The sequence below is a fragment of the Enterococcus hirae ATCC 9790 genome (genome assembly GCF_000271405.2).
In the GTDB taxonomy this organism is placed as follows: Bacteria; Bacillota; Bacilli; order Lactobacillales; family Enterococcaceae; genus Enterococcus_B; species Enterococcus_B hirae.
In genome coordinates this window covers 968548-982544 of the sequence record NC_018081.1, presented here as the reverse complement: position 1 = coordinate 982544, position 13997 = coordinate 968548, and the positions used below count along the sequence as shown (strand labels likewise).

At 37.0% G+C, this 13997-nt stretch carries 11 protein-coding genes; 3 read left to right on the top strand and 8 right to left on the bottom strand.

What is annotated here, in order from left to right; genetic code table 11:
• Positions 1-125 precede the first annotated feature (125 nt).
• Complete coding sequence (locus EHR_RS04745; RefSeq protein ID WP_010737223.1) at positions 126-2063, bottom strand: NAD(P)/FAD-dependent oxidoreductase; 1938 nt, start codon at positions 2061-2063, stop codon at positions 126-128.
• A 300-nt stretch (positions 2064-2363) separates the two neighbouring features.
• Here EHR_RS04745 and pplA point away from each other — a divergent pair, with 300 nt between their 5' ends.
• The 3 genes from pplA (at position 2364) to menA (ending at position 5535) form a co-directional block, all read left to right on the top strand.
• Entirely contained in the window at positions 2364-3293 is a 930-nt protein-coding gene (gene pplA / locus EHR_RS04740) for an extracellular electron transfer flavoprotein PplA (protein WP_010720695.1), read from the top strand.
• Between the two features lie 175 nt (positions 3294-3468).
• A complete protein-coding gene (locus tag EHR_RS04735; protein ID WP_010737222.1) occupies positions 3469-4569 on the top strand; it encodes an FAD:protein FMN transferase in 1101 nt (366 codons plus the stop codon).
• Positions 4570-4581: 12 nt separating this feature from the next.
• Positions 4582-5535, top strand: coding sequence for a 1,4-dihydroxy-2-naphthoate polyprenyltransferase (menA, locus tag EHR_RS04730; RefSeq protein WP_010737221.1), 954 nt, complete (start codon positions 4582-4584; stop codon positions 5533-5535).
• Positions 5536-5633: 98 nt separating this feature from the next.
• On the opposite strand, the gene EHR_RS04725 is transcribed toward menA, so the two are convergent.
• The 7 genes from EHR_RS04725 to EHR_RS04695 all read right to left on the bottom strand — a co-directional run bounded on the left by EHR_RS04725 (position 5634) and on the right by EHR_RS04695 (position 13983).
• On the bottom strand, positions 5634-6341 hold the full coding sequence (locus EHR_RS04725) for a hypothetical protein (protein WP_010737220.1): 708 nt from the start codon (positions 6339-6341) through the stop codon (positions 5634-5636).
• 33 nt (positions 6342-6374) lie between these two features.
• A complete protein-coding gene (locus tag EHR_RS04720; protein ID WP_010737219.1) occupies positions 6375-7259 on the bottom strand; it encodes a hypothetical protein in 885 nt (294 codons plus the stop codon).
• Between the two features lie 102 nt (positions 7260-7361).
• Entirely contained in the window at positions 7362-9659 is a 2298-nt protein-coding gene (locus tag EHR_RS04715) for a lysozyme family protein (RefSeq protein WP_014834390.1), read from the bottom strand.
• An 83-nt stretch (positions 9660-9742) separates the two neighbouring features.
• Positions 9743-9961, bottom strand: coding sequence for a hypothetical protein (locus tag EHR_RS04710; RefSeq protein WP_148282898.1), 219 nt, complete (start codon positions 9959-9961; stop codon positions 9743-9745).
• A 490-nt stretch (positions 9962-10451) separates the two neighbouring features.
• Positions 10452-12788, bottom strand: coding sequence for a VirB4-like conjugal transfer ATPase, CD1110 family (locus EHR_RS04705; RefSeq protein WP_010737217.1), 2337 nt, complete (start codon positions 12786-12788; stop codon positions 10452-10454).
• Entirely contained in the window at positions 12785-13147 is a 363-nt protein-coding gene (locus tag EHR_RS04700) for a PrgI family protein (protein ID WP_010737216.1), read from the bottom strand. The genes EHR_RS04705 and EHR_RS04700 overlap by 4 nt, the downstream gene beginning before the upstream one ends.
• An 11-nt stretch (positions 13148-13158) precedes the next feature.
• A complete protein-coding gene (locus tag EHR_RS04695) occupies positions 13159-13983 on the bottom strand; it encodes a VirB6/TrbL-like conjugal transfer protein, CD1112 family (RefSeq protein WP_010737215.1) in 825 nt (274 codons plus the stop codon).
• Positions 13984-13997: the final 14 nt, after the last annotated feature.

Here is a 13997-nt window from a genome sequence, read left to right as displayed (position 1 = left end):
GCCTCCTCTTGCTGAACTGTTCTCCAATTTTAGCATGAAACAAAAGAAAGTCCTAGGTTTCCCCAGAACTTTCTTCAATCAGCCATTATTCTCAAATTGTTCAGTTTAAGCTCTAGGCTAATTTTTTATTTTGATCCATATCGGGATTTAGGTCTCCCATACCACCAATTGCCTAGTGTTTTTTGTAACCATGGAATCACCCAGCGATCAAGACCAATTGCACGACCTGAACCGTTCATCAATGCAAAAGCAACAAAGATAAACCAGATGTTTACCCAGTAGAACATTCCAGATAGACAGAAAGTAATCACTAAAACAATGGTCGTTGCACTACATAACCAGGTAAATAAACCAGCAATCAAAGCGAGTGCTAAAGCAATTTCAAAGAATACCATGAATTTTTGGAAAAACATTGCTACATCATTATTTGGCATGATCACTTGCATCATTTTCGTGAACCAGTCTGGTGATTTTTCAATCACGGCCATAGGCTGTTCACCATAAGCATAACTTAGACCAAAGTGAGTAGCTTGTGTCGCAGCTTCTCCTGCACCACTGGTTGCTGCACCAGTAGCTGCTGTTGTTGCATCGCCAGCAGCGGAAGCCCCACTTGCTACATCGGTCACATTGTATTCCCAAGTCCAAGGGAACACGCTGTTACCTGTAAACCATGAACCTTCACCAAACCAAGTACTTGGTTTCAACACTTGCCCATCACCAACAATTTTTTTGAAGGCTTCGATAAACCAAACCAGACCATAGAACACTCGTAAAGGCACACTCCATAAGACATTTCCATAACGGGAAGAATGGCCACGTGTCACATTACGATCGTCTTTGATATGGAAGAATTCGTGCATCATGTATTGGAACATATAATAGCCAGAACGAATATCAAAGAAATATTTCAAATTGACGATGTGTTTCATCACAATCGCTAAGAAACCACTTAAATGGATCTTATCAAATAAATTGGCAACGCCCCATTTGGCACCGATCGATACCATGAAACCTTGATAGTTTCCTTTAAACTTATGCTTTTCGCCGCCTTTGATGGAAGCTACGATATTGGCTGCTGCTGTATGACCTGTTTGTTCAGCCGCTTGAACGATTTGTGGCGTTGGTGTTCCAGGAAATTCTTCATAGAAAACCAAGTCTCCGATAATATAGATGTTTTTATCTTCATATCCTTTTGCCTGCATATATTCATTCGCTACCAAACGTTGACCACGAGCGGACTCTAAGCCAAAATCAGCAGCATCAGAAGTTCCTTTGACACCAGCTGTCCAGATCAATGTGTGGGTAGGAATCTGACGACCATCTTTTAACTTGATATGGTCTTTCGCTACTTCCACGATTGGTGCATTCAATAGTAGTTCTACTTGATGTTTCTTTAAATAGCGCTCTGCTTTGGCTGCATCATTACGATCCAGCATATTTAAAATCGTCGGCATTGCTTCTACAACCATCAATGTAATTTCACTTGGGTCTAATTTGTAGTCTTTAGCCAAACGTTTTTTCCAATCAATCAATTCACCAATCATTTCGATTCCGGTGAATCCTGAACCACAGACCACAAACGTCAGCATTGCTTTACGTAACGCATCGTTAGGTTCTAAAGCTGCTTTTGCCACGGTACGTTCAATGTGTTCACGTATTTTAACTGAATCTTCAAATGACCATAAGGTAAAGCCGTTTTCTTTTACTCCAGGAGTCCCAAAGTCATTTGGTTCTCCCCCCATTCCCAAGATCAACTGATCGAATGGGTAAGTGCCTAATTTTGTTTTCACAACTTTTTGTTCTTTATCGATACCAGTGACCGTATCTGTCACTAATTGAACATTTTTTTGTCGAGCAAACAAGTGCTGTAGATCATATTGGATTGCTTCTGGTTCAACCCGTCCACCTGCAACTTCGTGTAATTCTGTCATCATCGTGTGGTACGAATGACGATCAATCAAAGTGATTGTCACATCTTCTTTTTTAAGTTTTTTTGCCAAGTATTTTGTTGCTGATACCCCGGCATAACCTGCACCCACAACGACAATATTTTGCTTTGTCATTGTTCATCCGCTCCTTATTGGTAATCCTTTATTTGAAATGATTAACATTTGTATTAGTTTGCTACCTATTACACAATCTTTATACATTATATAGATGTTATTCCCTTTTGTCTAACTCATTTTCATTATTTTTAAAAATTTGTGGTTAAGCTCTTTTTCACGAAATTTACAGAAAGAAAACGGTTTAAAGATTACACTAGTTATTTGACGAAAACGGTTGACTTATGGCTGATTTTCATTAGAATGTATAATGAATCACAAAGAATATTGTGTACTAAAAAAGGAAACGGTGGGAGTAAAATGAAGAAAAAACGTTTTATTACTGGATTTGCTGTATTAGCTTTTTCAGCTTTAATGTTAGGTGCTTGTGGTGCGGATGATAACGGAAGCTCTAACAGCTCAACAGAAGCTTCAACTGCTAAGACATCAGAAACAAAAACAACTGAAAGCTCAGCACAAATCGTTGCTGGCGGCGAGTTACAAGATGGTACTTATAAATTAGAAGAAAAAAATTACTCTAACGGTTATCGTGCAGTCTTCGAAATGGTTGTCAAAGACGGCAAAATCACTGAATCTAAATATGACAACATCAACGAAAATGGCGAGTCTAAAACCAAAGATACAGAATACAACAAAAACATGGAAGCAAAAGCTGGTACTAGCCCAGAAAAATTCATTCCACAATTGAATGAACAATTAGTCGAAGCACAAAGCGCAAGTGGAGTTGAAGTTGTTACTGGTGCAACTCATTCTTCAGAAAGCTTCCAAAACTATGCACAACAATTGATCCAAGCTGCTCAAGCTGGTAATACTGATACAATTGAAATCAATAACGGTGCAGATCTTCAAGATGGCACATACAAATTAGAAGAGAAAAACTATTCTAATGGTTACCGTGTACAATTTGAAATGACAGTCGCTGATGGTAAAGTATCTGAATCTAAATTTGACTATGTCGACAAAGACGGCAACTCAAAACAAGACGATGCTGACTACAACAAAAATATGAAAGCAAAAAGTGGTACGTCTCCAGAGACTTACATCCCTGAATTGAACGATGAACTTGTCAAAGCAATGGGCGAAGAAGATGGCTCACCTGCAGATGTTGAAGTTGTTACTGGTGCGACTCACAGCTCACATTCATTTGTAATGTATGCACAACAATTAGTGAATGCTGCTGAAAAAGGCGACACTCAAACAATTCAAGTTGACAATATCGTAACAAAATAAATTTTCTATAATTATCCGTGGAAGAGACGATTGCACAAGTTGTTTCTTTGAGATCCAAGCCGAGATGTCCAAAATTTTTCTTTGAAAAATTTTTGTGATGTTTCGGCTTATTTCTCAAAGTACACTTTTTGATTTCTCAGCAACCGTCCCTTCCACTAATGAAATGAGGAAACACATGTTAAAGAAACGATTACTCTCTTTCGTAGCCTTTTTAAGTTTGTTCACGTTAGCAGCTTGCAGCACAGCGACGAAACAAACGACCTCTGAGAGCAAAACGACCACCAAAATTTTACAAGAACCTTATTCTGATGAACAGTTCTTATTAGGGACTTATGTTCGGATTCGAATCTATGATGAAGGCAAAGAAGCAGCATTAAAACCTGCCTTTGCTCGGGTCAAAGAACTAGGTGATAAAATCACGATCAATCAGGAGGGTTCCGAAATCGACGCAGTGAACCAACAAGCGGGTATCAAGCCAGTAAAGGTTTCTGATGATATCTACACGTTACTAAAACGTGCTTATGAATATAGTCAAGATTCACAAGGTGGTTTTGACATGGCAATCGGTGCTGTTACTCAATTATGGCGTATTGGGTTTGACGATGCGAGAAAACCGGCCCAAGAAGAAATCGATCAAGCATTAAAGCTGGTTGATTACCATAAAATTGAGCTGAACGATAAAGACAAAACTGTTTATCTGAAAGAAAAAGGCATGATCATCGATCTTGGAGCCATTGCTAAAGGCTATATCACAGATGAAGTTGTCAAAGTGTTAAAACAGCAAGGTGTAACGACTGCTATCGTTGACTTAGGTGGAAATGTCTATGTTTTAGGTCATAGCCCACGTGGTGAAGATCAAGACTGGACAGTTGGTATCCAAGATCCGAATCTAGCACGTGGTTCTGTTTTAGGGACGATCAAAGAACGGAACAAAACATTAGTGACTTCTGGCATCTATGAGCGTTATTTAGAAGTAGATGGTAAAAAATATCATCATCTATTTGATCCAGATACTGGTTATCCTTTTGATAATGATATTGCTAGTGTTACAATCATCACAGATAAATCAATTGATGGTGATGGCTTGTCGACAGCTGTCTTTTCAATGGGTGTGAAAAAAGGATTGGAATACGTCGAAAGTGAACTGAATGATGGAACGGAAGCCATTTTTGTTACCAAAGAAAACAAAGTATACGTGACCGATCCGATCAAAGATACTTTCGTTTTGGACAAAGATTCTAAATATACGATGGGCAATCGTTCTGAATTGAAATAAGGAGTATGAACTATGACACTAAAGATCTTTTTAGAAGTAGTAGAACTACGAACAAAGGTGGCTAGTGTATTTCCTTTTGCGATAGGGGTTTTATTCTCTATCGCTTTTTTTCATGAAATACATTGGCTTAATACAGGGTTGTTTTTTATTGGTATGTTGGTTTTTGATTTAGCAACTACAGCAATCAACAACTATATGGACTACCAAAAAGCCCATTCGAAAACTTATAAATACCAAGAAAACGTAATTGGACGAACTGGCATCTCACCAAAACTGATCCAAAAAATGATCCTAGGAATGATTTTCTTTGTCTTACTGATTGGTGTAATCCTAACCGCTAGAACTGGGATTTTATTATTATTGATGGGCGCTACTTGTTGCTTCATTGGCATTTTTTATACCTTTGGGCCCATTCCCTTATCACGAATGCCTTTAGGGGAAATTTTCAGCGGTGTAACAATGGGGTTGGGAATTTTTGCCATGGTCATTTACATCAATACTTACAGTACGAAAGTATTTGATCTGATTCTTTCTTTTCAGACAGGAACCTTCCGTTTAGAAGGAAACATTTGGAGTATCCTAACGATCATCCTAGCTTCACTCCCCTTGGTTTTTACGATTGCCAATATCATGTTAGCTAATAACCTACGGGACTTAGAAAGAGATATCGAAAATCATCGCTATACTTTAGTTTTTTATATTGGGCGTCCCATTGGACAATTGTTGTTCCAGTTATTGATGTATGCTTGTTATCTGGTCGTCTTGATTGGACTATTGAGCCATGTCTACCAGTGGCCAATCTTGTTGACTTTTCTCACATTACCAACGATCTATCGTAACTTGCAACAATTCAAACAATCCTTGCCTCACCCCATCAGTTTTAGCTATGCCATCAAAAATATGATCTTGTTCAACAGTAGTTATGCATTGGGCTTACTTTGCAGTATTCTGTTGTCTTATGTTTAGAGATCCATTGATTTTTCAAATAAAAATAAGACCCATGAAGTCAATGAAAAGCTGTGACTTCATGGGTTAATTTTAAGTTATCTTAGAATGCTAATCTTTTACCTTACAGGTGCTTGCAAAAGCTGTCCCTGTAAACCTTTCGTTAGTGTATTGCCGCCGATTATTCGTTGGTTTTGTGCAGTTAGTCTTTTAGCCTGTGGTATTGCATGTTTCGTAAGATCAGTAAGCTTACTTAGTTCTCCTTTACGAGACATGGTATTACCGACGTCAAGTGCGCTCACTCCCTTTTTAGCATTTTGAGCCTGTATCTTTGCATCTATTAAATGAGTTTTATACTCTGCTCTTGCAACTGGATCAATCGAACTCTTGAATTTGATATGACTATTGACTCGATCTTCAATTACCTTAGTATCATCTCTAGTTATGAGGTCTTCTAATGCTAACTTATTAAATTTTTTTAGTGGTTGTTGGAGCAATTCTCTTTGCCTAGCTTCTGGCGTAATACCTCTCACTTTATCAATTATTCGCCCAATCAACCCTCTCTTTTTCGGTTCGATTAATTTAGCTAGTTTAGGATCTGCTTTTATTATTTTTTCTATTTCACTACCGTTTTTTCCTTCACATAGTTGAGTAAGAAAAGCTCGTTGTTGATTCTCTTTCCGTTTATTCCATAATTTTTTCCCAGCTCGACCTACGCGTATTAGCATTCTTCCAATAAAAAGTGTCGCAGTAACAGCCCATCCTGGCATCTTTTTAAAGAGTCTTTCGGTATAATCTAGTTCTCTTTCCGTTCCCGGTTCCATCATATATTTTCACCTCCTTCTTATTTTTCATCTGAATCAGACATTCTTTTTCGTTGCTTCTTCACGTGTGGTCCCATCTTGAGTGGGAGATACCGCTTCGTATTCTTTCTCGTATATCGTAATCCAATTAAATGAACCAGGGTCGCCTCTTAGGGCATATTTCGAGCCTTTTTCTCCAATAGAGAAAGAAACTTCTTCTTTTCTACCGTTATCGTCGATTTTCGTGATGACAAATACTGCACCGTCTTGATCTGGGTTGACGGTGACAACACGATAATCATAAGTGAGCTCATTAACCGTTTTGTCTTCTTCGATTTTTTTCTGGATTAACTTACCGTCTTTAAATTCTAATGTAAATGTTCGATCGGTATTCGTATTTTCCCATGCGCCTTGTTGTAAGACGTCTAACCAAGCTTGTGAAATCACTTGTTGTGCTGCTTCTGCTTGTTCGGTGATTTCTTCTTCCATTTTGACTTTAACTTCTTCATTTGGATAGAAGTAGATTTCTTCTTTATCTTCTTTTAAATAAAAGATTGTACTTCCCATACGTGATTGTAATTTGAGTTTTTTCATGGTTCCTTCTTTATCTTCTAGCACTAAATACCCGTTATCGACTAAGTAATATTTACCAGCTGCTAGCCAAGAAGAAGCACGATAGGTCCCGTCGGTTTTTAATTCTAGTACCATTTCGTCACTTCGATTGGAGTACCATTTACCACTATAAGTAGTGGCACTGTATTCTCCTAATCGTTCCTTACTTTCCGCTGTTTCTTCTGTCTGACCTTTTTTAGTCGTCTCTTCCCGATTGGCTGTGTTTGAGAACAATGAATAGCTTGTCAAACCCAAGACCACAACGAAAAAAACTGTTACCCCTATTAAAAAATTTCTACCTGTTTTGGTTTCTAAAAAATTTTTGATCATATTTTTTCCTAAAAATAAAGCTTTTCGTTATTTTTAGGAATTACTCACCACCTTTACTTTTCACGAATTGACTAATGAATCATTAACTAGCTAGTCGAAAGATTAAGGCACCCCATATCCAGAGATTGCTGAATGATCGAGTGTATAGGTTCTTCTTCGAACCATATTTTCTGAATTACCTTCAATTACTTGAATCGTATTTCCACCTGTAAATTCGACGATCCCCACTTGGTCTTTCCCCGTTTTATTACCTTTCCAATCAAAGAAAATCAAATCCCCTGGTTGCGGGATATAGCCTATATCAGTGGCTTTGAATTTATTATTCTTTTTGTACCAATTGAACATATCTAACGGTCTTACAGTATTCGGTACACGACCTTGACTGAGATATCCTGCTTGTTCTGCTACCCAAGTAACAAAGATCGCAGACCACTCCATTCGGCTCTCATAGCCAGCCCACTCCCAATATTTATTGCCATTTAACGTACCGATTTCTTTAGTTGCCACCTCTACCAACTTGCCAGTAGAGTTTGAGAGGTTGTAAGAAATTAAGCGTGCATAGAACATATCACCAAATGCGTAACGCCAGTTATAGCCAAGATCTAAAGCCACGCCCTTATTATAAGAAACAACTTCCCCATTACTTCTTTCTTGCGCATAAGCTTTGCTATGCTCAAATGTATATTTACTATCTGTACGGATCAACTCGTCCAAATAGTCTTCCCCATAATTGTAAGCTTGGATCGCTGCTAAGTTACCTAATTGATACATTTGTGCTTTTCTTATTAAATTTGCAAAATAAGCTACACCTAATTCAATTGACTTTTCTGGGTTGATCGTTTGATTCAAATTTTGTGCTTTAGCAATTCCCATAATATCCGGAACGGTTTCACCATCCCCACCACTTTCTACCCAGATTATAGATAGTATGACATTGGTAAATGATTCAATGTTCTGTTTTTTTGCTTCTGTTACTACTTTTTCTCGCCATTGAACCACTTTTTCAGGTGGATAAATAAGCTCACCTTGCGATTGTTCTCGATCATACTGACTTAATTTCGTACGATTTCCATAAACCAAATTTTCAATAAAAATTGTCGGATTGATTTCTGGATTGCGGTAGAGGAAGATTCGTTTTTCTTTCATGATCATCAATAAATTACCGTCAAATTTGTCACTTGTGTAACCAATCAAATCTCCGCTTTCTAAAGAAGCTCCTTCACGTATGATCGGCGTCACATTAATATAATAAGCTTGGTATTTCCCTGTTTCCGTTTTGATACTTGTTGTCGTTTGCTTTTTCCCATTTAGATCTCGAGCCGTACGCGTACTGATCTCTGTTACCTTCTCGTTTGATGTGGCATAGACAGGCGTTTGTGGTTTCGCATCAATGATTATTTCATCATTCATATTGGCATCGTCCCGACCGCGATAACCATAATTACCAATAACAGAAGCATACGAAACTTTCCCTAAAGGATTATCCATAAAAATCTTATCCTGAAAACGATCGATTTCTAACACAGGATAATATTTATCGATTTCATCTTGTGAGAATGCTGAGATCGTTCCTATCACTTTATTGTTTGAATAGAGTTCGATTTGAGGATCTAAATCAAGAAATTCAGCAATCGTTTGTACTTTGACATTCAGCGTGACGCTGTCTTTGTCTTTTTCTTCTTTGTCTTCTTCTTCTTTGTCTTTGTCTTTAACTTTTTCTTCTGTATCTTTATCTTCTTCAAATTCGACTTTGTATGTAAAAGTGCCATCATGGATTGCGCGAAGTTCATCTTCTACTTTTGCAATCTTAACTGGCTCTTCCTCCATTGGTGAATACTTATCTTTAAACTGGGCATAAAAAGACATATATAATGGAGGACTCATGGATGTTTGGTCTTTTAGTCGTTTCAGATAATTAGGAAGCGCACTATTTTTAATATTATAATTTTCATATTTGGCATTTAAGTAATAGATATAGTTATCCCCATTTGAAGCAAACGAAAATTGTTCCGGATCGGCAACCATTCCATTCACTTCAAAATAAACTTCATCATGTTCTTCAACTAATTGATTGTAACGATTATAAACATCTCTATTTTTAGAGGCATCCAAATAGGAAATATACTCAAATGCTTCAGCGATCGCCATATCTTCTGTTTTCAATGTGAACAAGGCAACAATAAAAGTCCAAATCGCTAAAACAACCGAGATTACCACGAGAATGATCGCCAGTATAACGATAACTATCGCGATGATCAATAGCGCCTTGATTGTAATTACTAAAAAAATCAGCGTAATGAGGATCCCGATAATCGTTAAATCTCCCTTTTCATCTCGCCCACCAAGCATTTTCATAGCCGCTTCTTTTGCTTGCCCTTTTGGTGACAGCTTTTGAGCCATATCTAAAAATTTTGACGCTGATTTTTTTTTACCTAGAAATTTCTTGAAGAACCCACCCTTTTTGCCGACGCCTTTTGTAGGATTTACATAGACAACTTTCGTCTTTTTACCCTTACCAAAAATATTGTACCATTTTTTTTGGTGGATTTCACTGAATCTTGAGGTGCAAATCCTTTTTGATCTTTGTAAGCAGTGTAGCTGTAAGGGGTACTATCCTTAGAAGAACGAGCAACCAAATTGCCTTTTTTTGTTTCTTCTGCTACTTTTTTTAACTGTTCTTTTTTTAGCTGTTTCTTTTGCACATTCACTTTTGGTTGATCTGTCGACTGTTTTGTTCCCTGGATGTTATTCTGACTTTTTGAATCAGATCGTAATTCCTGTCGCACTTTTTTTTGATCATTTTTGCGTTTTAGGCCTAAAACTTTACGGAACCTATTTTTAGCTAATACGACGGTTTTATTACCAAATTCTTCAACGTCTCGTTTTATTTTTGAAATTTGTTTCTTAGTCAGTTTAATCTTTTGTTTCCCTTGTTTAATGACTCTTTTTAAACGAGATTTTTTTTTAATGATTGGTAGTTTATCATTTCTATGGACAATTATCGTTACTTTAATTGTCTGATTGTTTTTAAGAATCGCTTTTGTTAGTTCTGAACTTTTTTTTGGTCTTTGATGAGACCTTTGGTTTTTTCTAATCCTGTGCTGATAATACTATTTTGTGATTCCTGCTGTTCGTTATTGGGTTCATTCAAATCGGGCACTGTGACGTATCCTTTCTGATTCCATTTTCGTTTTAGTCTTCACCAGGTTTGGTTGACATCATCTTATACAACTGCGTATCTTTCGGAAAATGATCATAAAAAGGTAAAGTTGTATCGCCAAATACCATCAGTCCATAACCTTCTGGTGAATTCACAACAAATTTTTCTTGTTCTTCTGAGATATCAAATAACCGGACTAATTGTGAACGGTCAGATTTTGCTTGATTGAGCATCATGACGAAATCACTATTTGAAAGCATCCGCCGCGCAAGGTCCGAAAGTAAAAGTGTCTCCACATTCTGTGTAATCCCAGTTGGAATTGCCCCCCACTTTCTGGCACGACTCCATAATTCAAAGAAATAATTTTCAGAATACTCATTTGTAAACAGTAATTGCATTTCGTCGATATACAACCAGGTCCGAACGCCTCTTTCCCGGTTGGTAGTGATCCGATTCCAGACTTGGTCCAACACGATCAACATCCCCATTGTTTTGAGCTGTTTCCCTAAATCTTTGATATCATAAACAACGAGCCGTTTGGTAATATCGACATTTGTTTCAGAGGAGAATACTGACAAACTTCCTTCGATATAAATTTCCAAGTCCGTCCTCAATTGGTGCGCTTCTTCTTCCTCTTGCTCTTGTAAGATGTGGTAGAAATCTACAAAAGTTGGCATCCGATCGCTAACCGTTTCATACGTTCGACGACATACACGGTCGATCAACGTTTTCTGGGTAGAGGTTAGCCCCAATGCACCGCCAATGATCAAGTCGAACAATGAAATCAAAAACTCCGACTTTAAAACAACCGGGTCACTATCATCTCCATAATTTTCGTTGATATCCATTGGATTGATCGTGGTAGCGGAATCACTAGCGATCTTGATAATCTCACCATTAAAATTTTTACCGATAACGGAATACTCACGTTCAGGATCAATAATGATGACTTCATCTTCGGCATCACGCAATAGTACATTTACGATCTCACGCTTCACCGAGAAACTTTTACCAGAACCAGGAGTTCCTAGAACAAATCCATTGGGTGCTTTTAATAATTTCCGGTCAAGAGATAAAATATTCTTTGAAATAGCATTTACGCCATAATATTTCCCATTTTCTTGAATTAGATCTGAAATAGTAAACGGCACAAATATCGCAGTGCTGGCAGTCGTTAGTGTTCGATCCAATGGCAATATATTATTTCCTAAAGGTAAGGTTGCGTTCAGCCCAGCCTCTTGCATAAATTCTAACTCGATGATCTTAAATCCAAATTGTCGACCAATAGAAGATACCTCGTCATGTACTTCTGTTAATTTTTCAACTGTTGGGGCATGGAAATGGATACTTCCAGTCATTGAATAAAGCTTTTGACCCTTATTCTGTAAATCATCAACTAAATTTTTCGCTTCTGTTAGCGAATAAGTCAAATCATAGGAAAGCATTTCAAAATCGTAGCCGTTTTGTAGGGCTTTTTTCTGTTCATCCACTTTTTGTTGTTCCATAAAAGCTAATTTGGTCTTCACTAAGTCAAATGCTTCATCTTGCTCAAGTGGCTTGATATGTAATGTAATCACCAACTCTTGAGGGATTTCTAACAGTTCAAAAATAAAAGTATCTGCTAGTTCCGATGGATATTCTTGCAAATAAACGGTTTTGGCATAATGATCATCCATTTTCAAGTAGTTTTTATTTTGTTTCAGTTCAATCACTTCTGGTAGGATATCCTCAATCTCTGGTTCTTCCTTATCACTTTTTGTTAATAAGATATCAGACAAAATTGTCAACATCTGTTTTTTCTCAAGACGGTTGATCCTACTACCTAATCGACTCGCAAACATTGCAAAGCGATCTACAACCATTTCCAGCTCTTTATGAGCAAGTTTTTCTGTTTGATGTTGCTGGATGAAGGTAAACAAAATCCGTTTCTTATAGCCATTTTTTTCTTCATCCAGTTTTCTGGAAATAACATCATTCATTTCTACGCGATAAGGATCTAAAAAATCATTCTTTTCTTGGTAGTAGAGAATTGATTGCAATTCACTCAACGGTCGTTTCTTTTTGTAGACAGTTAACTGTAGCTGGGTTTTACTACTTAAAGAATTAAGGAAATCACAATATTGCGAGAAAATCTCAATCTGATTCTCTTCTGATGAAAGCTGATAGTTGATATCTTCTAATTCGACTGTGATGGAGTACGTATTATCATCCAGTTGACAAACACCGCTGGGAAAAATTGATTTAAAGTAAAAAGTATCGCGCAAAAAATCCACATCTTGTGGATTTTTTTTCTGTTGTTTCTTTATATTTTTAGAAGTCTTCTTTAAATTTTTATGATTATTCTTTATTTTTGACTTTAATTTCATCATCGTTCTTGTCCGCCTAATTCTTTACTTTCTGACATGTCTTGCTGACCATCATTCTTTTTTCGTTTCTTTTTTCTAGTTCCTGTCGAAATATGGTATTTAAAAAATTGCTTAACATAAACTTCAAATGATAAGCCATTTCGTTTGAACCATCCAAAAGACACGATTGGAATAGAGGCAATGATCATCAACCAACTGATGATTTCGATTGGCATTTTTAACCATGCAATGAATATCAGTGCGATCGCGACATTTACCCCGCCAGCAATACAAAGACACAATAATTGTTTTAGATTCATTCCTGCTATTACTTTTTCTTTGTATTCTTTGATATCTTTTGGAACTTTTACTTCTATTGCCATATCTCCCCTCCTTATGATGCAGATATTAGTGTTTTGGCCCATCCTTTAGTTTTATTGATAGCTAGTAAGATTCCAATCATATAGATCGTTAATCCTAAAATAATCCCAAACATATGGGTGCCAACGTCTTCCATTATTCTCATGAATAGCATTGGATATGTAACTAAAACCAGGGCGATAAAGGTTGACTGCAACCCCGTGGCGGCAAAATTTTTAAAGAAGCCTTTGGTCATAGCAGAAAATTCTTGGCTTGGTAGAGCCCCCATCGGAATTGGTGCCATCGCGCTAAAAATATAAAGCTCCATAAATCGTAAATAAATCGTTACCTGAATCAACGTCCGTACAACAAGTGACACTAAAAATAGAATGAACATAATTAATAGCACAGCGATTTGTGACCAGAAGTCTAGATCATTTACCGCCTGTTCTACTCTTGCTGCTACATTCGCTACAGTTTTTTCGTCACCTACTTGTAAAATTTTATACGTTAAATTAGAAGTAATCACTATGATTCCGTCTAACAAAACTTGGATTTTTAAAATAACCACATAACAAATCGCAAATTTAATAAATGATTTGATGATCATTTCAAACCCAAGCATTGGTGCTCCTCCAGCTCCCTCAACCTTAAGTGAAATTTTTTGAAATTCCAAAAGAATAAAGATGGCTAAAATAGACAATGAAAGCGGAATAACAACTAGTTCCTGTAAATCTACTACTAATTTATATGCATCATACATGTATCCTGATAGATTCTTACTCAGAGTGTATTTTAAATCATCTCCATTCAAATAAAACATGATTTGATTAAAGAGCCACATTATCGCTGATGTCATAAATTAAATCCTGC

Coding starts and splice junctions, on each gene's coding strand:
- EHR_RS04745 (WP_010737223.1), bottom strand. CDS start 2,063: ATGACAAAGCAAAATATTGTCGTTGTGGGTGCAGGTTATGCCGGGGTA.
- pplA (WP_010720695.1), top strand. CDS start 2,364: ATGAAGAAAAAACGTTTTATTACTGGATTTGCTGTATTAGCTTTTTCA.
- EHR_RS04735 (WP_010737222.1), top strand. CDS start 3,469: ATGTTAAAGAAACGATTACTCTCTTTCGTAGCCTTTTTAAGTTTGTTC.
- menA (WP_010737221.1), top strand. CDS start 4,582: ATGACACTAAAGATCTTTTTAGAAGTAGTAGAACTACGAACAAAGGTG.
- EHR_RS04725 (WP_010737220.1), bottom strand. CDS start 6,341: ATGATGGAACCGGGAACGGAAAGAGAACTAGATTATACCGAAAGACTC.
- EHR_RS04720 (WP_010737219.1), bottom strand. CDS start 7,259: ATGATCAAAAATTTTTTAGAAACCAAAACAGGTAGAAATTTTTTAATA.
- EHR_RS04715 (WP_014834390.1), bottom strand. CDS start 9,659: ATGGCTCAAAAGCTGTCACCAAAAGGGCAAGCAAAAGAAGCGGCTATG.
- EHR_RS04705 (WP_010737217.1), bottom strand. CDS start 12,788: ATGATGAAATTAAAGTCAAAAATAAAGAATAATCATAAAAATTTAAAG.
- EHR_RS04700 (WP_010737216.1), bottom strand. CDS start 13,147: ATGGCAATAGAAGTAAAAGTTCCAAAAGATATCAAAGAATACAAAGAA.
- EHR_RS04695 (WP_010737215.1), bottom strand. CDS start 13,983: ATGACATCAGCGATAATGTGGCTCTTTAATCAAATCATGTTTTATTTG.